Annotated in this window: 17 protein-coding genes and 1 pseudogene; 4 read left to right on the top strand and 14 right to left on the bottom strand. The window is 66.5% G+C overall.

Going from position 1 to position 18,968, the window contains the following annotated elements:
• Positions 1 to 2: 2 nt before the first annotated feature.
• Together hcaF and hcaE are read right to left on the bottom strand one after the other, a co-directional pair.
• Positions 3 to 545 (bottom strand): 3-phenylpropionate/cinnamic acid dioxygenase subunit beta, encoded by a 543-nt coding sequence (gene hcaF, locus CUJ89_RS34415; protein WP_114181917.1) that lies wholly within the window; start codon positions 543 to 545, stop codon positions 3 to 5.
• Positions 542 to 1,894 carry a 3-phenylpropionate/cinnamic acid dioxygenase subunit alpha gene (gene hcaE, locus CUJ89_RS34420; RefSeq protein ID WP_114181918.1) on the bottom strand — a complete coding sequence of 451 codons (1,353 nt, stop codon included), beginning with the start codon at positions 1,892 to 1,894 and terminating at the stop codon, positions 542 to 544. Before hcaE ends, hcaF begins: the two co-directional genes overlap by 4 nt.
• A gap of 124 nt (positions 1,895 to 2,018) precedes the next feature.
• Between hcaE and hcaR the strand changes: the two genes are divergently transcribed.
• Positions 2,019 to 2,912 carry a DNA-binding transcriptional regulator HcaR gene (hcaR, locus tag CUJ89_RS34425; RefSeq protein ID WP_114181919.1) on the top strand — a complete coding sequence of 298 codons (894 nt, stop codon included), beginning with the start codon at positions 2,019 to 2,021 and terminating at the stop codon, positions 2,910 to 2,912.
• Between the two features lie 102 nt (positions 2,913 to 3,014).
• Here the strand turns inward: hcaR and CUJ89_RS34430 are convergent, their stop codons facing one another.
• The 7 genes from CUJ89_RS34430 to CUJ89_RS34460 all read right to left on the bottom strand — a co-directional run bounded on the left by CUJ89_RS34430 (position 3,015) and on the right by CUJ89_RS34460 (position 10,913).
• Entirely contained in the window at positions 3,015 to 3,884 is an 870-nt protein-coding gene (locus CUJ89_RS34430) for an alpha/beta fold hydrolase (RefSeq protein ID WP_114181920.1), read from the bottom strand.
• Between the two features lie 110 nt (positions 3,885 to 3,994).
• Complete coding sequence (gene mhpT / locus CUJ89_RS34435) at positions 3,995 to 5,224, bottom strand: 3-(3-hydroxy-phenyl)propionate transporter MhpT (protein WP_114181921.1); 1,230 nt, start codon at positions 5,222 to 5,224, stop codon at positions 3,995 to 3,997.
• 108 nt (positions 5,225 to 5,332) lie between these two features.
• Positions 5,333 to 6,346, bottom strand: a complete 1,014-nt coding sequence (gene dmpG / locus CUJ89_RS34440) for a 4-hydroxy-2-oxovalerate aldolase (RefSeq protein ID WP_114181922.1) — start codon at positions 6,344 to 6,346, stop codon at positions 5,333 to 5,335.
• 12 nt (positions 6,347 to 6,358) lie between these two features.
• Positions 6,359 to 7,306: an acetaldehyde dehydrogenase (acetylating) gene (locus CUJ89_RS34445; protein WP_114181923.1), complete on the bottom strand. Its 948-nt coding sequence runs from the start codon at positions 7,304 to 7,306 to the stop codon at positions 6,359 to 6,361.
• Positions 7,307 to 7,314: 8 nt separating this feature from the next.
• Positions 7,315 to 8,094, bottom strand: coding sequence for a 2-keto-4-pentenoate hydratase (locus tag CUJ89_RS34450; RefSeq protein WP_114181924.1), 780 nt, complete (start codon positions 8,092 to 8,094; stop codon positions 7,315 to 7,317).
• A gap of 4 nt (positions 8,095 to 8,098) precedes the next feature.
• Positions 8,099 to 9,070: a 3-carboxyethylcatechol 2,3-dioxygenase gene (locus CUJ89_RS34455; protein ID WP_114181925.1), complete on the bottom strand. Its 972-nt coding sequence runs from the start codon at positions 9,068 to 9,070 to the stop codon at positions 8,099 to 8,101.
• Position 9,071: 1 nt separating this feature from the next.
• On the bottom strand, positions 9,072 to 10,913 hold the full coding sequence (locus CUJ89_RS34460; RefSeq protein WP_114181926.1) for a bifunctional 3-(3-hydroxy-phenyl)propionate/3-hydroxycinnamic acid hydroxylase: 1,842 nt from the start codon (positions 10,911 to 10,913) through the stop codon (positions 9,072 to 9,074).
• Between the two features lie 247 nt (positions 10,914 to 11,160).
• On the opposite strand from CUJ89_RS34460, the gene CUJ89_RS34470 reads away from it, so the two are divergent.
• Together CUJ89_RS34470 and CUJ89_RS34475 are read left to right on the top strand one after the other, a co-directional pair.
• On the top strand, positions 11,161 to 11,958 hold the full coding sequence (locus tag CUJ89_RS34470) for a DNA-binding transcriptional regulator (protein WP_114181928.1): 798 nt from the start codon (positions 11,161 to 11,163) through the stop codon (positions 11,956 to 11,958).
• A gap of 382 nt (positions 11,959 to 12,340) precedes the next feature.
• Positions 12,341 to 13,759, top strand: a complete 1,419-nt coding sequence (locus CUJ89_RS34475; protein WP_114181929.1) for a tetratricopeptide repeat protein — start codon at positions 12,341 to 12,343, stop codon at positions 13,757 to 13,759.
• Between the two features lie 16 nt (positions 13,760 to 13,775).
• On the opposite strand, the gene CUJ89_RS34480 is transcribed toward CUJ89_RS34475, so the two are convergent.
• On the bottom strand, positions 13,776 to 14,774 hold the full coding sequence (locus CUJ89_RS34480; RefSeq protein ID WP_114181930.1) for an ABC transporter substrate-binding protein: 999 nt from the start codon (positions 14,772 to 14,774) through the stop codon (positions 13,776 to 13,778).
• A gap of 503 nt (positions 14,775 to 15,277) precedes the next feature.
• Here CUJ89_RS34480 and CUJ89_RS34485 point away from each other — a divergent pair.
• On the top strand, positions 15,278 to 16,462 hold the full coding sequence (locus CUJ89_RS34485) for a porin (RefSeq protein ID WP_114181931.1): 1,185 nt from the start codon (positions 15,278 to 15,280) through the stop codon (positions 16,460 to 16,462).
• 251 nt (positions 16,463 to 16,713) lie between these two features.
• Here CUJ89_RS34485 and CUJ89_RS38760 read toward each other — a convergent pair.
• From CUJ89_RS38760 to CUJ89_RS34500, 4 genes and pseudogenes are all read right to left on the bottom strand, one after another.
• A pseudogene (locus tag CUJ89_RS38760) lies at positions 16,714 to 16,878 on the bottom strand (acyl-CoA dehydrogenase); the annotation flags it as partial.
• A gap of 25 nt (positions 16,879 to 16,903) precedes the next feature.
• Entirely contained in the window at positions 16,904 to 17,068 is a 165-nt protein-coding gene (locus CUJ89_RS38120; RefSeq protein WP_161556579.1) for a hypothetical protein, read from the bottom strand.
• Between the two features lie 11 nt (positions 17,069 to 17,079).
• On the bottom strand, positions 17,080 to 17,967 hold the full coding sequence (locus CUJ89_RS34495; RefSeq protein WP_114181932.1) for an ABC transporter permease: 888 nt from the start codon (positions 17,965 to 17,967) through the stop codon (positions 17,080 to 17,082).
• Positions 17,964 to 18,953 (bottom strand): ABC transporter ATP-binding protein, encoded by a 990-nt coding sequence (locus CUJ89_RS34500; protein WP_114181933.1) that lies wholly within the window; start codon positions 18,951 to 18,953, stop codon positions 17,964 to 17,966. Before CUJ89_RS34500 ends, CUJ89_RS34495 begins: the two co-directional genes overlap by 4 nt.
• Positions 18,954 to 18,968 lie beyond the last annotated feature (15 nt).

An 18,968-nucleotide genomic window follows, 5' to 3' on the forward strand; every position in this document is an offset into this window, starting at 1 on the left:
GGTCAGAAAAGCACACTCAGGTTATGGGAAGACAGCACCGCCTGGTCGAGCACGATCTCGCGGCGGCAGACTTGCCAGCCGGCGACGTTGCCCGCCCGGCGCACGCGGTCGCGCCGTGCGCCGACGTAGAACGTCTCGTCGCGCTCCTTCTGCGAGCGGTACAGCAGATAGTTGACCTGCACGTCGTATTCGTCCGGCGCGTCGGCAGGCTCGATCCGCACGTTCGCGAGCAGGTGCCGCGTGCGCGACGGCGGTTCCTCGGCCCACGCCATGCCCGTCTCGAGTCGCGCAATCCGGCGTTCGAGCTGCGCGTTCGAATCGTTGAAGATCCACGTCGTCGGCGGTTGCACGCCCTTTCGGCGGTCGCGCGTCTGCGCGTTGACGGTCGTGCGCATCGTGTACCGCACGTCGTCGCTCAGCAGTTCGAGCCAGTCGCGGAAACGCCAGGCATCGAGGCATTCGGCCTCGCGGTACAGGAACTGCGTGATCTCGTGATGCAGCGCGAGCGTCACCGGTGCGCGTTCAATCGTGGCGGCCTCGCTCATTTCATCAGCTCCTGTTCGTATTCCCGGGTGCGCCTCTCGACCTCGTCCCAGGTCTCCGACTGCAGCAGGTCGGCCCAGCGGCGGTACATCCCGCGCGCGGCCGTTTCCGAGAAAATGTAGTTCGTGATGCCGGGAATCCCGTCGCCGCGCACGCGCTCGCCGCCGAGCCCCATTTCCATGCAGAGCCGTGTCTTGCGCGCACGGCTGCCGCGCAGCACTTTCTGCACTTCCACCCAGTTCTCCGAATCGTCCTGTTCGAGGAAGCCGGCCGGCCCGAACGCGCGCGTTGCGCTGCGCTCGAACGCGGCCTTCACGTCGTCGGACGCTTCCTTGTCGGCGATGCAGAACGCCCACACCTCGACCTGGTTCGGGCCGCGCGGATGCCACACGCGCAGCGTCGCGGTGCCGTTCAGCCAGGACATCGTCGGGAACAGGTTGTTGTGGCCCGCGAGCCGTCGAGCACGCACGTCGCCGAGGCGGGCCTTCGCTTCGTCGTAGGTATCGCGGAAGTATTGCGAGACTTCGCCGTCGACCCATACGTTCGCGTCCGGCTGCTCGGTGAAGAAAAAGCCGCTGCCGTGCCCGGCCTGACCGTACTGCAACGCATCCTTCGCGGTCTCCCACACCGGGCGCGCAGTCTGTCCGGCGCCGAGCGCCTTGTCGCCGCCCGCCTTCGCGCCGAGCACCTCGACCGCTGACGCGTGCGTAAACAGCGCGTGATACTGGTCGCTCGCGAATTGCTCGGCCGGGAATTTCCAGTTGCAGTCGATCACCCACTTGTGCACGCCGCCGACGATCTCGGTGCCGCCCGCACGGCGATCAAGCACGCCGTCGAGATACCACGCGATGTCACCCATGTACGTGTCGAGATCGGGAGCGGCCGCGTCCCAGTTGCCGAAGACCAGCCCCTTGTAGATCGCGACCCGCGTCACTTCCTGCAGCCCGAGATGCTGCTTGCAGAGCCCCTGCGGAAACGCGCGTTCCTCGAGCGGCACGTCGATCAGTGCGCCGTCGGTGCCGTACGACCAGCCGTGATACGGGCATGTGAACGAGCGCGTGTTGCCGGAATCGGCGAAGCTCACGCGCATCGAGCGATGCCGGCATTGATTGAGAAACGCCTTCACCGAGCCGTCCTTCTGCCGTACGACGACGATCGGATCCTCGCCCATGTACGTGTTGAAGAAATCGCCGGCGTTCGGGATCTGGCTGACGTGCGCGAGGAACAGCCAGCAGCGGCCAAAAATGCGTTCGAGCTCCAGCGCGTAGATCGCCGGGTCGGTATAGATCGACGACGTCACGCGACCGTTCTTCGCGTCGACGAGCGCGTCGATATCAAGCTTCTCTGTCATTTGCGTCTCCTCCGTGGCACCATCCGTTCCATACGGACAGGCACGCGACGATGATCGTCGGCCACGCATCCGTTGTGAAATAGTTTGTTTGTTTGCCGTTAGACGTTTTGACGATGACAGCCGAATGGAACTCCGACACCTGCGCTATTTCGTGGCCGTCGCCGACGAGCTGAACTTCACACGCGCCGCGCAACGGCTGCATACCGCGCAGCCGTCGCTGAGCCAGCAGATCCGCGATCTCGAGGACGAGATCGGCACGCAGTTGCTCGAGCGCTCGAAGCGCAAGGTGGAACTGACGGAAGCGGGCCGCGTGTTCCTGGCGGAAGCACGGCTCGTGCTCGCGCAAGCCGATCGCGCGGTCGAACGCGCACGGCAGGCAGGCCGCCAGCAGGCGCTGACCGTGAAGATCGGGTTCGTGCCCGCGGCGGAGGTCGCGATCTTTCCCGCGATCCTGCCGAAGCTGCGGATGCAGTTCCCGGGCGTGCATGTCGAGCTTCGCAGCCTGCCGACGATGGAGCAGGAAGATGCGCTGTTGCGCGGCGACATCGATATCGCATTCATGCGCCGGCCGATTCACGCTCCAGGCCTGCACGCGGAAGTCGTGCTGACCGAGCCGCTCGTCGTGCTGATGCCGGCCGGCCACCCGCTTGCCGCGCACGCACGGGTCGAGCCGGCCATGCTCGACGGTCAGCCGTTCATCCAGACCAACCCTGCGTATGCGGGCCAGCTGTACGACATCGTCGGACGGTATTTCGCCGATCATCGGATCGCGCCCGACGTCGTGCAGGTCGCGACGAACATCCTGCTGAACCTGAATCTCGTCGGCATGGGGCTCGGCGTCGCGTTGCTGCCCGCGTATGTCGACGCGCTCGCGGGCGAATCGATGTGCTGCCGCCCGCTTGCGGACCCCGCGCCCGACATCGACCTGCTGATGGTGACGCGCACCGAACCGCATTCGCCGGAGCTCGACGCGCTGATCGACCTGATGCGCCGCGCACCGTTCCGGCGTCACGGCTGAACGCGGCATACCGACGTGCAAAAGCCGCGCCGCATACTGCACGTTGCAGCTCGCGGCGCGGCCCGACAGTCCTGCGCGGCCGTCACACCTGATGCAGGCGCGTCAGCCGCCGAGGAATTCGATCACCATCCGGTTGAACTTCTCCGCATGCTCCCACTGCGCCCAGTGGCCACATCGGCTGAACACGTGCAGTTCGGCGTTCTGCATTCCCCATACGAGACGCAGGCCGATGTCGAGCGGCACGAAGCGGTCGTCGCGCCCCCAGATCACGAGCGCAGGCGCCGAAATCTCGCCGAGGCGCGGGCCGTAGTCGGTGAACTGCTTCGGATTCGCCGCGAGGCTCTTCACGAAATTCTCGAGATGATCGCGGCGTGCGAGGATGTTCGCGAGGCGCGCCTGCATCAGATCGTCGGTCAGGCTGCTCGTGTCATACACGAAGATGTTCAGCATCTGCTTCAGGTTGTCGAGCGTCGGCTCGCGATACACCTTCTGCAGCAGCTTGATGCCCTCGGTCGGCATCGGCACGAACTGGCTCGGGCCGCCGGTGCCGCCGCCCATCAACACCAGCTTGCCGACCTGCTGCGGATACAGCAGCGCGAACGCGACCGCGCTATGGCCGCCCATCGAGTTGCCGACGATATGCACGCGCTCGATGTCGAGCGTATCGAGCAGCGCCTTGAGCGCGCGCGCGTTCAGCTCGGAGCGCGAACCCCTGTTGACGATCGTGTCGCTCTTGCTCCAGCCCGGGCAGTCGAGCAACACGACGCGATAGCCGGCATCGACGAACGCGCCGACGTTGCGGTGGAAATTCGCCCAGCCACTGGCTCCGGGCCCGGAGCCGTGCAGCATCACGACCGTCTCGCGGCCCTGCCCCGCGTCGTTGTAGTGCAGCTTCAGGTCGTGCTCGCCGAGCTTCACCTGCACGAACCGGCTCGTGCCTTCATCCGTCAATGTGTTTCCCTGCTGCGTCATGTCGTACCTCGTTCGTTCATGCATCGATCAAGCGAATGCACGCATGCGCATCCGCCGCTGAAAAACACGAAGCGGCGTGCGGCGGCCGCCTCGTCCCCGAAAAACAACCCCTACTCGGCTGAGAGCACGGACACCCCCGCACGATCGCGAGCGACGACGGTCAACGCCGACAGCGCCGCAACGACGACGAGCGGGATGCTCGACGCCATCAGCATCGTCGTGCTCTCGCCGAGCGCGAGCAGTTGTCCTGCGACGAACGGACCGAGGATCGAGCCGAGCCGCCCGACCGCGACGGCCGCACCGACGCCCGTGCCGCGCATGCGCGTCGGGTAGATCGCGCTCGCGAGCGCATACAGCACCGACTGCCCGCCGACCAGGAACATCCCGCACATCAGTGCACCGCCGGCAAGCCACCGGGCATCGCTCGCACCCGTTAGCAGCGCGAGCGCGCACGCGATACCGACGTACATGCCGACCACCGTACGGCGCCGGCCGATATGATCCATCAGGCTCGCGATGCCGATCGCGCCAAGCCCGCCGCCGACGTTGAACATCACCTGCACGAAGCTCGATTGCGCATGGGTGAGGCCGCGCGTCATTACCATCGACGGCAGCCAGTTCAGCAGGAAATACAGCACGACGAGCGTGCCGAGATAGCTGACCCACAACGTGGCCGTCGTCGCCGCGCGGCCTTCACCCCACAACGCGTGCGCCACGCTCGCGTCGGCCGGGCCCGCCGCGTCCGCGCGCGTCGCGGCGAACTGCGCCGACTCGTTCAGCCATAGCGCGAGTAGCGGCAACACCAGCAGCGGCCCGATCCCGCCGACGTAGAACACGTGCCGCCAGCCGGCCGGATCGGTGCTGACCACGCCGATCGCGGCGCCGAGCGCCGCGCCGAACGGCATCCCGCAGTACATCGCGCCGACCGCCGTGCTGCGCTGCCGCGGCGGCACCGCTTCCGAGCACAGTGCGATCAGGTTCGGCATCGCCGCGCCGAGCCCGAGACCGGTCAGGAAACGCGCGGCAAGCAGACTCTCGAAGTTCCACACATGGGTGGTTGCCAGCGAGAACACACCGAACAGCGCGACCGACAGCATCAGCACGCGCTTGCGGCCGAACCGGTCCGCCAGCCGCCCGCCGAGCGCCGCGCCCGGCAGCAGTCCGAGCGCGCCCATTCCGAATGCCCAGCCCATCTGGGCGGCGCCGAGCGAAAATTCATGCGCCATCCGCGGCGCGGCGATGCCGGCCGATTGCAGGTCCAGTCCTTCCAGCAACGCGACGAGCAGGCATAAGCCGATCGTGCGTGCACCGCCAGCGCGGCCGTATTCCGACGTGTTCATGAAAAGTCTCCAATGTGATTGGCATCGCTCTTTGCGGCGATGTCGATGAAGGTGCGGCGGTTGCCGAACACAAACCGAAGGGCCGCGCCGCCACGGCCCCTCGCGGCGTCAACCGTGCGCGCGCTTCAGGTCGAGCGCGACGTCGACGATCATGTCCTCCTGCCCGCCGACCATCCGGCGCTTGCCGAGCTCGACGAGGATGTCGACCGTCTTCAGCCCATATTTCTTCGCCGCCGCCTCCGAATGGCGCAGGAAGCTCGAATAGACGCCCGCATAGCCGAGCGCGAGCGTCTCGCGGTCCACGCGAACCGGGCGGTCCTGCAGCGGGCGCACGATGTCGTCGGCCGCGTCCATCAGCGTGTAGAGATCCGTGCCGTGGTGCCAGCCCATGCGTTCGGCCGCCGCGATGAACACTTCGAGCGGCGCATTGCCGGCGCCGGCGCCCATGCCGGCGAGACTCGCGTCGATCCGGTCGCATCCTTCCTCGACCGCGACGATCGAGTTCGCGACGCCGAGGCTCAGGTTGTGGTGCGCATGGATGCCCGTCTGCGTGTCCGGCTTCAGCGCGGCCTTGATCGCGCGGAAGCGATCGCGCACGTCGTTCATGTTCAGCGCGCCGCCGGAATCGACCACGTAGATGCAGGTCGCACCGTAGCTTTCCATCTTCTGCGCCTCGACAGCCAGGTTCTCCGGCGTCGTCATGTGGCTCATCATCAGGAAGCCGACCGTGTCCATTCCGAGCTCACGCGCGTATTCGATGTGCTGCTTCGAGATGTCCGCTTCCGTGCAATGCGTCGCGACGCGCACGACGCGCGCGCCGGCATCGTAGGCGGCCTTCAGGTCGTGGATGGTGCCGATGCCCGGCAGCAGCAGCGTCGCGATCTTCGCGTGCTCGACGACGTCGGCCACCGCCTCGATCCATTCGAGATCGCTGTGCGCACCGAAGCCGTAGTTGAAGCTCGATCCTTGCAGGCCGTCGCCGTGCGCGACTTCGATGCTGTCGACTTTCGCGTGGTCCAGCGCACGCGCAATGTCCTGCACGTTCCGGATCGAGTACTGGTGACGAATCGCGTGGCTGCCGTCGCGCAGCGTGACGTCGGAGATGTAGAGTTTCTTGCTCATCGAGAAGCTTCCTTACGCACTCAAGCGTTGCAGCGACTGCGCCATGCGCTCGGCGGTCGCGAGTGCGGCGGAGGTCATGATGTCGAGATTGCCGGCATACGCGGGCAGGTAGTGCGCGGCGCCTTCGACCTCGATGAAGATCGACGTCTTCAGCCCGCTCACGCGGCCGAGGCCCGGGATGTTCAGCGGCGCGGATGCGGGAATCTCGTCGAACTGCACCGCCTGCTTCAGCCGGTAGCCAGGCACGTACGCCTGCACCGCGCGCGCCATCGCCTCGACGGAGGCGGCGATCTTCTCCTGATCGGCCGGCTCGGACAGCACGTACACGGTGTCGCGCATCATCACCGGCGGCTCGGCCGGGTTCAGGACGATGATCGCCTTGCCGTGTGCCGCGCCGCCGACCGCCTCGATCGCCTTCGACGTCGTCTCGGTGAATTCGTCGATGTTTGCGCGCGTGCCGGGCCCGGCCGACTTGCTGCTGATCGACGCGACGATCTCCGCGTAGTGGGCCTTCGCGACGCGCGACACGGCCGCGACCATCGGAATCGTCGCCTGCCCGCCGCAGGTGACCATGTTCACGTTCGGCGCATCGAGGTGCGCGTCGAGGTTGACGACCGGCACGCAGTACGGGCCGATCGCCGCGGGCGTCAGGTCGATGCAGCGGATGCCGGGCTTCAGCGCGCGCAGGAAGGCGTCGTTCTTCACGTGCGCACCGGCCGACGTCGCGTCGAACACGAAGTCGATGTCGTCGAATACCGGCAGCCGCGCAAGACCTTCGACGCCTTCATGCGTGGTCGCGATGCCGAGGCGGGCCGCACGAGCGAGGCCGTCGGACGCCGGATCGATGCCGACCATTGCGGCCACTTCGAGATGCTTCGCGTGCCGCATGATCTTGATCATCAGGTCGGTGCCAATGTTGCCCGAGCCGATGATCGCGGCCTTGAGTTTCTGAACGCTCATGGAAATCCTCAATCGATGAAGGTGGCGCGCACGCCGCCGAGGCCGGCGATCTGCGCGGTGAACGTGCCGGGCGACTTGACGGCGACCATCGGCCCGAGCGCGCCGGTCAGGATCACGTCGCCCGCGCGCAACGGCGTGCCGTGTCGCACCATCCGGTCGGCGAGCCAGACGGCCGCGTTCAGCGGATTGCCGAGGCACGCCGTGCCGCTGCCGCGCGACAGCACCTCTCCGTCCGACGACAACGTCATCTCGCAGCCCGCGAGATCGACATCCTTCAGCGGCACCGGCCGGCTGCCGAGCACGAACAGCGCGCTCGACGCGTTGTCCGCGACGGTGTCGACGAAGCGGATATCCCAGTCCTTGATGCGGCTGTCGACCACTTCGATCGCCGCGAGCGCATACGCGGTTGCGCGCTGCAGGTCGGCGAAGGTGTGCTTCTCGTGCACGAGATCCTGTTCGAGTACGAGCGCGATCTCGGCTTCGACCTTCGGCTGGATCAACCGCGACAGGCGCATCGGTTCGGCATCGCCGTAGGCCATCGATGCGAACAGCGTGCCGAAATCGGGCTGGTCGACACCGAGCTGCTTCTGCACCGCGAGCGAGGTCAGGCCGATCTTGCGGCCCACCACCCGTTCGCGCCGCAACGCGGCGTTCGCCTGCTGGATCGCGTACGCGGCTTCGGCGCTCTGCTCGCCGATCTCCGCGCGCAGCGGATCGATCGCGGTTCGTTCTCGTTCGGCGTCGCGCAGGCGGTTTGCCAGCGCGTCGATCTGTTGTTGGGTCAGCATGTCGTCACTCCTTGTCATTCGATCTCGGCGCGGGGTCGCCCGCGGACCAGCCGTGCATCGCGGCGAAGCCCGCGATCCATTCCGGAATCGGTCGGTAGAAATCCCGCACCGCGCGATACGGGCCTGCGGCCGCCAGCGCGGCGAACGCGGCGACCCACGCGCGGATCTCGTGCGCGGACTTGCCGCCGTCGCGTGTGATCGCGTCGTTGGTCATCCCGTCAACGGCCTTCAGTTCGCCGCGCACAAGCACGTCGAGAAATGCCTGGTCCCATTCGGGATTGAGCGCGTGCAACGGGCTGTCACCCGCGGCGAACGCGCGCGCGGCGGCGACCGTGCGCGCCTGGCGCGCGGCACGCGCGTCGGCGTCCGGATTGCGGCCGGCGATCAGCCGCTCGGCCATCTCGGGGCTTGCGGTCGCGAGTTCCGGCACCGGCGGCTCGTGCGAGATGCCACCCGAGCCGACCACGAGCACGCGCTTGCCGGTGCGCGCGAAAAAGCGGCCGATCGCGTCGCCGAGCAGCCGTGCGCGGCGCAGCGTCGCCATCGGCGCCGCGACGGAGTTCACGAACACGGGAATCACCGGGTAGCGGTCGAGGCCACCCGTCAGCACTTCGAGCGCCTGTGCGAAACCATGATCGATCTGCATCCGGTACGACACCGACACGTCGACGTCGCTATCGAGCACGGCTTCGGCCAACTCGCGGGCGAGCGCGGCCGGCACGTTCAGCGGGCCTGCAAGGCTCCGGTAATCGCCGACCGACTCCGCGGCGATGCCGATGCAGAACGGCGGCATCAGGTCGTAGAAAAAGCCGTTGTAATGATCGGGCGCGAACAGCACGATGCATTCGGGGGCGAACGCTTCGACGCGTGCGCGCGCCGCGGCCTGCGCACGTTCGACTTCGGCCACCACGTCCGGCGCCGGATCGAAAGAGCCGACCAGCGGCGTATGGGACAGGCATTCGAGCAGGATCGGCATGTCACACCCCCGCCCGTTGCGCGGCCGCCGCATGCACGACCGCCTCGGCCTGCGCCGACTGCACGGTCGGCACGCTGTCCGTCAGATGCAGCAACGACGCCAGTTCGACGATCGCCGCCGACACCTCCTGCGGCGCGCATACGCCCGCGACGAAACGGTCCGGCCGCAACAGCACGACCGACTGCGGGATCCGGCTGAACCAGTCCTTCAGCCGGCCCGTCGTATCGCCGATCGCGATCACGCCGTCGGGCACGTCGGCCGCGTAGTCGAGCTGCACGTCCGGCTTCGCGAGCACGAAGCACGCACCGAGCCGCTCCCACACCGCGCGCGCCGCGTCGGTGAGCCCGAAGGTCGGGTCGCTGCCCCAGCCGATCACCGCGAAGCGGTTGCCGATCGCATCGTCGAGTCGCACCGTGCGGCCGTCGGCCGTGCGCACGCGCGGCTGGATGAACATCCGGCCGACCGGCGACCGACCGAACGCATCGCGGCCGTAAACGAGTTGCCCGAACCACGAACTGCGCTTCTGGCTCATCAGGCCGAGCAGCCGCCCCGGCGCGGTACCGCCCACGCGGTCGAGCAACCGCGCGAGCGCGCCGCCGTCGCGTGTGCGTTGCGGCAGCATCACGACGCCGGCTTCGTAGCGCGGCATCGGCTTGAAGCGCATCTCGACGAAGTAGCGCTTCGCGGCCGGGATCACGCCGAGCGTGCGCACGAACCCGTCGCGTACGAAGCGGCCGAGCCGCGTCGTCGGCGCGAAGATGTCGCCGGCCACTTCCGACAGATGAATCATCGAACGCGCATGGTCGCGCCGCTCGAGCGTGTAGCTCGCGAGCAATTCGGGCCGGGCCCATCCCTTGGCGACCATCGCGAGCTTCCAGCCGAGATTGCTCGCATCGCGAATCCCGCTGTTGTAGCCCTGCCCCTGCCAGACCGGCATGATGTGCGCGGCGTCGCCCGCGAGCAGCACGCGGCCGATGTCGAAGCGACGTGCGAGCCGTGCGTTGTGTGTGTACACGCGCTTGCGGATGGTGTCGACCTTGTCCGGATCGGCGACCACCTTGCGGATCAGCGCGGCGAGGTTGTCCGGGCGCGACAGCTGTTCCTCGGTCTCGCCGGGCATCACCATGAACTCGAAGCGGCGGATCCCGTGCGGCAGCGCGGCCGACACGTAAGGCCGTTCCGCATCGCAGTGCAGGTACACGTGCGGCGAGCCGAGCGGGTCGTTGCGCACGTCGACGACAATCCACTGGTTCGGCTTCGTGCGGCCTTCGAACGGCACGTTCAGCGCACGGCGCACGAAGCTGTTGCCACCATCGGCGCCGACCATATACGCGGCGCGCACGGTCTTCTTCGCGCCCTGCGCGTCGACGATGTCGATCGTCACGCCGTCGCGGTCCTGCGCGAACGCGTCGACGCCATACCCGAACAGCACGTTGACGTGCGCGAAGCGCTTCAGCCCGTCGTACAGCACGCGATCCGCGAGCGGCTGGATGAATGCGTTGCGGCGCGACCAGCCGAATTCGTCGGTACGCGGCTCGATCGACGCAAAACAACGGCCGCTGCCGGTCACGAAGCGCATCCAGTGATCGGGGGTCGTATGCGGGAGCAGCGCGTCGACAAGGCCGACGGTCTGGAACACGCGCAGCGCCTCGTCGTCGAGGCCGATTGCGCGCGGGTAATCGATGATCTGCTCGAGCTTCTCGATGATGATCGTGCCGACGCCTTGCTGGCCCAGCAGGTTCGCGATCATCAGGCCGACCGGGCCGGCGCCGACGATCGCGACGTCGGTCGCGATGACAGGCGGATGGGCCGATGCGGGCGCAGCTTCGTGTTGGGCGGGCATTCGTGTCTCCTGCAATGCTGTTTCTGTCCGGCGCGGCATGCGGCCGCGCGTCTCCACCTTCGAACCGGCGCCGCCGCAAATCAGGCTCTGCTACGATGAACGGGTCTTCGCCGACGCCATTCACCGGGCCTTCTTCGCCGTCCAGTCATCCGGTTTCGAACAAAGTCTAAGGAGCGCGATACCGCGCCTCAACAATTTGAGCGGAACGTGCATCTGATGCACGTCATTGATTCATAAGGACTTTATTGTGTCGAAATACACCAGCGTGCGCGGGCTCGCACGTGGCCTCCAAGTGCTGCGCGCGCTCAACGCAATGGAGAACGGGCGGGCGACGAGCCAGCAGATCAGCGAGGCAACCGGGCTGCACCGGACCACCGTGCGGCGGCTGCTGGAAACGCTCGTGGACGAGGGCTGCGTGCGGCGCAGCGTGTCGGACGACAGCTTTCGGCTCACGCTCGGCGTGCGCGCGCTGAGCGAAGGCTTCACGGATGACGAATGGATCGCGACGGTCGCGCCACCGGTGATGGCACAGCTCACGCAGCGCGTCGTATGGCCGTCCGATCTGACGACGCCCGACGGCGACGCGATGATCATCCGCGAGACCACCCACCGTTTCAGCCCGCTGTCGTTTCACCGGTCGATGGTCGGGCGACGACTGCCGATGCTGCAAACCGCAGCCGGTCGCGCGTATTTCGCGGCCTGCCCCGATGCCGAACGCGAGGACATCCTCGCGCTGCTGCGTGTGAATGCCGACAACGACGAACAGCGCCGCCTCGCGCTTGACGACACCTATGTCGCGAACCTGATTCGTCAGACGCGCGCGGACGGGTTCGGGCTCAATGCGAGCGACTGGGGCGCACAAAAGAAGATCGGCGCCGTCGCGGTGGCGATCGCCGCGCACGGACATGTGCTCGGCAGCCTGAATGTGATCTACCTGTCGAAGGCGATCGCGTCGGCCGAAGCGATCCGTCGCTTCGTACCCGAACTACAACGCGCGGCACGGGACATCGTCGCGGGACTCGAAAGCGAGGCCGGGAAGGGCTGACCATGGTGCCTTGCGCGACACGCGTGGCGTGCTGCGTTCACACGACTGCTGGCTGCGCATCGCACAAGCTGATGTAATCCGACACCGCCCGTCAAAACCCGCTCGAACGCGTAACGCCTTTGCTACACTGCCTGACATTCACCCTACGCAACAAGAATTACTTCCCGCGAGTCGGAATTCGATCGATTTCGACGAGATTGATTGCGGATTTCCGCGCTTTCGAATCGAATCACACTTCGGCGACGAACCGGTCACGATCCGTCGTTTCAGGCGATCGCGAGCCGGCGCAAACTGATGTCGGCATTCATCGCGCGCAAGCAAGACCGTCTGCGTATCGCCATGCCACGAACACCACCGCAGGCTCCTCGCATTCGCACAGCCCATGACGCCAGACAATCCGGTTTCCGAGGTACAGCGGCTCGTACAGCGCGGCGCCATTGACGAAGCCCGACGCGTGCTCGACAACCTGGGCGCCACCGACGGTACCAGCGCGCAATATTTCCATGCCTGCGCGCAGTTCCACTACTTCCTCGGGGAGTTCGAAGAAGCCGTCGACCGGTGCCTGACCGTCACGCAACGCGCGCCCGGCTATACGAACCACCGGCTGATCTTTTTCCATGCGTGCGCTCACCTCGGCAGAATCGACCTGATCGACGCGCAGTTCGAAGCGCTCGTGCTCGGTCTCAACGAGTGGGAGCGTCAGCAAGTGCTGCTCGAGATTCTGACCATCTCCGGCCGAGACGACGAAGCGATAGCGAGATCCGCGTCGTATCAGGCGGCGCACCAGGCAGGCGCGATCCCGCACGCCACGGCCATTCAGTTGCGCAAAAGTCGCAGCACGTCACTCATGCGCGCTCACGGTATCGCCGCGGGCCTCGGCGAATATGCATCCAGCTTTACGAGCCGATCAGCCGTGGCGGCGATATATGGCATCAACGATCCCGGCTACTGGTGCGGCGACACGCCGTTGCCGCGCGTGCTGCGCTACATCCGTGGCGGCGGTTTCGGCGACTGGATCCAGTTCCTCCGCTATCGCGCGCTGCTCGCGCAGGTCGGCACCGAGCTCATCTGCCATGAACCCTGGCCATGCCCGGATATCAATCCGGCCTGGTTGAACGACTATCGCGACGTCGGGGCCCGCGATCTGCTGGCGCCCCTCGCGGGCAACGCTCCGCTCGACGACATGTGGGCGACGCCGTTCTCGCTGTTCACCGCGATGTTCCCGCTGGCCGGTTACCTGCCGGCACAGCGCGCGATGGTCGAATCGACGCCGTCGCCCGAACTGTCGGAGCAAGTGGAACGCATTCGCCGCGCCGCGCGCGGACGTCCGCGCTGTGCGCTGTTCTGGTCTTCTAACGAATCCGCTCACGGGGATTTCGCATGGAAGAGCCTGCGCCTGCACCAGATACGTCCGTTGCTCGAAAACCAGGAGATGCACTGGATCGTCTTCCAGCGCGGTCTCGAAATGCAACGCTGGCTTGCCGACGATCTATCGCAGACGACAACCAACCTCGACTCGACGACCGATCTGCATGCGCTTGCCGAGCTGCTGTCGGCTGCGGCAGACGTAGTCATCAGCGTCGACAGCGGCCCGTTGCACCTTGCCGCCAGCCTCAACCTGCCGACCATTCTGCTGTCGCCGCTCCACGGAGACTGGCGCTACGAACGGTTACCGACGTCAACGCCGTGGTATCCCGGTGTCCGCATCGTTCGGCAACCGGCAATCGGCGCGTGGGATGCAACGGTCGCCGATGCCCGGTGGCTACTCGACGGATGGTGCCGGACCGGAAGGTTGGCGTGAGCTTCGCCCGGTAGCATCACGCCGACGCCACCAGCGAATTGAACGACGTATCCCAGAACGGCGCGACATTGGCCGGCCCATCCAGCACGCCGATCCGGGCAAACACATCCGCGACCTGCTGATGCTGCGCCACCACGTCGGGCGTCACCGGCCGCAGCGCGTAGTCGTCGCTGCGCTGCTCGAACATCGCGACAAGATCGGCAACCGGCACGCGCGTCTCGCGGTTCTGCACGAGCGCATAGTCGCGGAAATGCCCGTTCGCCCACGCATACGCGCGGCGAAACCGCAGCAGCAGATCGCCAGTCGCCGCACGACGGCGCGCGTCGTCGAGCGTGCGAGGGTTCGCGTAGACCGGGAAATTACCCGACAGATAGCCCTTCCCCGTCTTCAGCACGCGCGCGCCGTAGCGGTTGCGCGCGAGCTGGCCGTTATAACCGTAGATCGCCCATGCGTCGATGTCGCCGCGGTCGTAGGCGGACAATCCGTCGGTCGGCGACAGGTTGATCGGCTGGATGTCATCGAAGCTCAGGCCGGCCTCCGCAAGCTGGCGATACAGGAAATAGTGCGACGTCGTTGCGCGCACATAGCCGACACGCTTGCCCTTCAGGTCCGCGATGCTGCGGATCGGCGTGTCCTTGCGCGCGAGCGTGACCTGGTTGTTCAGATCTTCGCGCGCACGCGAGATGAACCGGACATTGGCCTTCTGGCGCGCGGCGAATACCGCCGGAATTTCGCTGCCCGAACCGATATCGAGCGCATCCGCATTGAGCGCCTCGATGTGCAGCACGCCGTTGTTCAGCTCGCGCCAGTCGATCCGGTATGGCGTGTCGCCGAGCCCGGCCGCCTGCAGCAGCGCGCGCCAGCCACCCTTGTAGGTCGCGACGCGCAACGTCGTGCCGGCGAGATCGGCGTTGATGGCCGGCGCCGCGAACGCGGCCCGCGCGGCCATGGGGGCCGCCACGACCGCGACGCCGGCGAGCAGCAGGCGGCGGCGTGCCGCCGAAATTGACGACATCGGATACTCCTGTCAATCGGATGGGAAGTGAAAACCGTCGCGTCAATGAAGCGCCGGAAATCCGTGGCGCTCGGCCAGCAGTTCGAGGATGCGGCGCGCGACCGGATGCCCGACTCTACCGTCACGCATTGCACGGCCCTACCAACGTTTTGCGGAATCGATATGCAGGCGCGCTTAGCGCATCGGCCGTTCGCCGCACAGAGGGCCGTTGCATAAAAGCATCGCGAGCCGGGCGGCATGGATTGCGCACATCGAACGATTTCATCGATCGATATGACGGCGCTCGCACGTTTTCGACGATCGACGTTCGCCGTCGGTGCGATGCGTTCGCCACAGCATGCGTGCCGGACGCGATCGCGGCGCACGTGCCGGGCTTGCGGCAATGCACATTACAAATCGACCGCGCAGCGATTTACAAACCACGGATCGACCGTTCATCGGCGCGCCCGTCGTCAATAGCATCGTGATCCTCGCAGACGTACCCATAAAAACAGAGGATAGTCATGATCAAAAAATCGGTAGTCCTGGGTTTGGTTTCGATCGGTTCGGTCAGCGCGCATGCGCAGAGTTCGGTCACGTTGTACGGCGTCGTCGATGCCGGTATCGCCTATACGAACAACCAGGGCGGCGCCAGCAACATCCAGCAGACCAGCGGCAAGCTGAGCGGCAGCCGCTGGGGCCTGAAAGGCGCGGAGGATCTCGGCGGCGGCGTGCAAGCAGTCTTCACGCTAGAAAGCGGGTTCCGGCCGAGCGACGGCGGGCTTGGCCAGGGCGGCCGCCTGTTCGGCCGCTCCGCGTACGTGGGCCTCGGCAAGAAAGGCCTCGGCACGCTGACGCTCGGCCGCCAGTACGAGCCGATCACCGATCTCGTCGCGCAGTACTCGGGGTCCGGCTTCTGGTCGCCAGCCACGCACGTGGGCGACAACGACAACATGAACCAGAGCTTCCGGCTGAACAACGCGGTGAAGTTCCGCAGCGACACGATCGCCGGCTTCACGGCCGACCTGCTCTATGCGTTCAGCAACCAGGCGAACGGCGGCGCGGGCACGGGCTTCTCGAACAACAACGCGTGGGGCGTGTCGGCGAACTACGTGAACGGCCCGCTGTCGGTGGGTGGCGGCTATGTGCGATTCAATCATCCGAATGCGACGTCGAATACGAGCGGCGCCGTGGGCGGCGCGACCTCGACAACCGGCAACGACTACAGCGGCGCGTTTTTCTACGGACTGAACGGCGGCGTGCTCAAGCAGCAGATCGGCGCCGTAGGCGCGAACTACGCACTCGGCCGCGCGATACTGGGCTTCGCATGGAGCCACACGCAGCTCGATTATGTCGACGGTTCGTCGCGCAAGTTCAACAACTACGACGTGAACGCGCGCTACCAGATCACGCCGGCGGCCACGCTGATCGGCGTCTATACGTTCACCGACGGGCGCGCGAGCGGCTTGCCGGGTACCGGCGGCCAGACGCTGAAGCCGCGCTGGCACCAGTTCACGCTCGGTTTCGACTATGCGTTGTCGAAGCGCACTGACATCTACCTGTCCGGCATCTACCAGCTCGCGGCCGGTGATCCGAGCACGGCCACGGCGGGCGGCTATCGCAAGATCGCAGCGATCTCGAACATCGGCAGCGCGTCGTCGACGAACCGCCAGGTCGCGCTCGTCAGCGGGCTGCGCGTGAAGTTCTGACGGCACGCGCATCGGGCGCGGCGCGATAAGCAAAGCGGGAATCGTTGTTTGTCGCGTCGCGCCCGGTTGCCGAGAATGTCGGTTTCCCCGCGTGCGGCCCCTGGATGCGCGAACCGCGCAGGCTTCGTGCCGCGATCCGCGGCCGGGCGGGCTATGACGCGGCGCGATCCGCTCGCCGGAGCAACCGGCATCGTTCCCGGGCGAACCGCCGCAGCGCATACCCCGCAAGAAACCCATCATGAGCGACACCTCCCTCGCAGCCCCCGTCGCGACGCCGGAATCCGCAGCACGCCCAGCGCCGAGCGCCGGAAGATTGCGAAACCCTCGAACGGCAGTTCGCGACGCGCCTCGCGTGGCGCGGCATCCTGCCCGATCGCGTTCGCAAGATCGGGCAACACGGCGAGCGCGTCGCGCAACGCGGATCGACGGCATCACAGGCAGTCATTCGGCAAATTCTTGTTCGAGAAGATCGGGAACGTTGCTGCGTAGCGCGATTGCGGCACCCACGACACGGTGCACGCGCAGCGCCGAAAAGTAAAGGGACGCACCCGGTGCGCGTGAAAAACCGATTTCAGATTTCGTTATGCGCGTGCCGAGAATGGTCACGCACCATCGCGTCAGTGCGGGATACCCCAGCGCCGCACGGTCGCGCGTTCGAGCGTGTCGAACACGAGGTTCTCGACGAGCAGGCCGATCACGATGACCGCCGCGAGACCCGCGAACACGCGGTCGGTATACAGCTCGTTGCGGTTCTGGAAGATGTACCAGCCGAGCCCGCCCTGCCCCGCGCTCGCGCCGAACACGAGTTCGGCCGCGATCAGCGTGCGCCACGCGAACGCCCAGCCGACGCGCAAGCCCGACAGGATCGACGGCAGCGCGGCCGGCACGAGGATCAGCGCGATCTGGCGCAGGCCCGTGAGGCCGTAGTTGCGCCCGGCCATCTTCAGCGTAGCCGGCACGCCGGCGAAGCCCGTGTACATGCTGAGCGCGAGCGGCCACAGCACCGCATGCACGAGCACGAACAGCAGGCTGCCGGTGCCGAGCCCGAACCACAACAACGCGATCGGCAGCAACGCGATCGACGGCAGCGGATTGAACATCGACGTAAGCATCGTCAGCAGGTCGCGACCGATGCGCGTCGATACCGCAAGCGATGTCAGCGCAAACGCGAAGAACACGCCCAGCGCATAGCCGCGCAGCAGCACCGACATCGAGATGCCTGTCTTCACGAGCAGTTCGCCCGACTCGATGCCCTGCACGAACGCGGCCAGCGTCGCGCCGAAGGTCGGCACGAGCAGATCGTTCGCGACGATGCGCGCGACGATCTCCCACACGGCGATCAGCACGAGCGCGATGATGCTGCGACGAAACCACGCGGCGCCGGCGATGCGGCGCAACAGCGGGGCTGGCGCCGCGCGTTCGGCGTCCGGCAGCGTATCGAGCGTGCGCGCGTATTCGGCGCGAACGGGCGGCAGCGGCGGCAGGACCGGCTCAATCGTACTCATGATGCGGCTTCCTCCGTCGTCGGCGCGTTCGTTAGATCGGTATCGAACAGCAGGCGATGGATTCGCGCGACGTTGTCGCGGAATTCGCCGGTGCCGACGCTGTCGAGCGAATGCGCGTGACTGTTGAGTTCCGCGCGCACGCGGCCCGGATGCGGCGACAACAGCAGGATCCGATTGCCGACGACGAGCGCTTCCTCGATCGAATGCGTGACGAACAGCAGCGTGAAGCGAAACTCGTCCCACAGCCGCAGCAGTTCCTCCTGCATCTTGCGGCGCGTGAGCGCGTCGAGCGCGGCGAACGGTTCGTCCATCAGCAGCACGCGCGGCTGCATCGCCAGTGCGCGCGCGATCGCGACGCGCTGCTTCATGCCGCCCGACAGCGTGTGCGGATACGCGTCCGCAAACGCGCTCAGCCCGACCTTGTCGAGATAGTGCAGCGCGCGCTCGCGTGCCTCGGCGCGCGGCAGCTTTGCGGCGGCACGCAACGGGAACGCGACGTTCTCGACGACCGTCTTCCACGGCGGCAACTGGTCGAATTCCTGGAACACCACGACGCGGTCGGGCCCCGGCCCGCGCACGGGTTTGCCGTCGAGCGCAATCGAACCCGACACGGGCTCGATGAAGCCGGCAATCGCCTTCAGCAGCGTCGATTTCCCGCAGCCCGACGGGCCGAGCAGCACGAAGCGGTCGCTGCCGTACACGTCGAAGCTCACTTGGTGCGTGGCGCGAACGATCCGTGCGCCGCTCCGGTATTCGAGGCTCACGCGGTCGATGGCGAGCAGGCGTTCGCTGTGTGCGCCGGCTTGCGCGGCATCCGACGCGGGCCGGATTGCGGCACGCGTGTCGGGCACGGTCTGCGCGGCCGGCAATGCGCCGCCGCGCGCCGCAAACGGCGGCAACCAGGTTCGGGGAGAAGTGGCGTTCACGATCGAAACTCTTGCGGGAAAAACGTCAACATACGGCCAGGGATTGTGCGGACCAACCAACGATTGCACATATCG

It is taken from the genome of Burkholderia pyrrocinia (genome assembly GCF_003330765.1).
Lineage (GTDB): Bacteria > Pseudomonadota > Gammaproteobacteria > Burkholderiales > Burkholderiaceae > Burkholderia > Burkholderia pyrrocinia_B.

Excerpts from the sequence above, each read along its gene's own strand:
- hcaF (WP_114181917.1), bottom strand. The coding sequence starts at position 545 with ATGAGCGAGGCCGCCACGATTGAACGCGCACCGGTGACGCTCGCGCTG.
- hcaE (WP_114181918.1), bottom strand. The coding sequence starts at position 1,894 with ATGACAGAGAAGCTTGATATCGACGCGCTCGTCGACGCGAAGAACGGT.
- hcaR (WP_114181919.1), top strand. The coding sequence starts at position 2,019 with ATGGAACTCCGACACCTGCGCTATTTCGTGGCCGTCGCCGACGAGCTG.
- CUJ89_RS34430 (WP_114181920.1), bottom strand. The coding sequence starts at position 3,884 with ATGACGCAGCAGGGAAACACATTGACGGATGAAGGCACGAGCCGGTTC.
- mhpT (WP_114181921.1), bottom strand. The coding sequence starts at position 5,224 with ATGAACACGTCGGAATACGGCCGCGCTGGCGGTGCACGCACGATCGGC.
- dmpG (WP_114181922.1), bottom strand. The coding sequence starts at position 6,346 with ATGAGCAAGAAACTCTACATCTCCGACGTCACGCTGCGCGACGGCAGC.
- CUJ89_RS34445 (WP_114181923.1), bottom strand. The coding sequence starts at position 7,306 with ATGAGCGTTCAGAAACTCAAGGCCGCGATCATCGGCTCGGGCAACATT.
- CUJ89_RS34450 (WP_114181924.1), bottom strand. The coding sequence starts at position 8,094 with ATGCTGACCCAACAACAGATCGACGCGCTGGCAAACCGCCTGCGCGAC.
- CUJ89_RS34455 (WP_114181925.1), bottom strand. The coding sequence starts at position 9,070 with ATGCCGATCCTGCTCGAATGCCTGTCCCATACGCCGCTGGTCGGCTCT.
- CUJ89_RS34460 (WP_114181926.1), bottom strand. The coding sequence starts at position 10,913 with ATGCCCGCCCAACACGAAGCTGCGCCCGCATCGGCCCATCCGCCTGTC.
- CUJ89_RS34475 (WP_114181929.1), top strand. The coding sequence starts at position 12,341 with ATGACGCCAGACAATCCGGTTTCCGAGGTACAGCGGCTCGTACAGCGC.
- CUJ89_RS34480 (WP_114181930.1), bottom strand. The coding sequence starts at position 14,774 with ATGTCGTCAATTTCGGCGGCACGCCGCCGCCTGCTGCTCGCCGGCGTC.
- CUJ89_RS34485 (WP_114181931.1), top strand. The coding sequence starts at position 15,278 with ATGATCAAAAAATCGGTAGTCCTGGGTTTGGTTTCGATCGGTTCGGTC.
- CUJ89_RS34495 (WP_114181932.1), bottom strand. The coding sequence starts at position 17,967 with ATGAGTACGATTGAGCCGGTCCTGCCGCCGCTGCCGCCCGTTCGCGCC.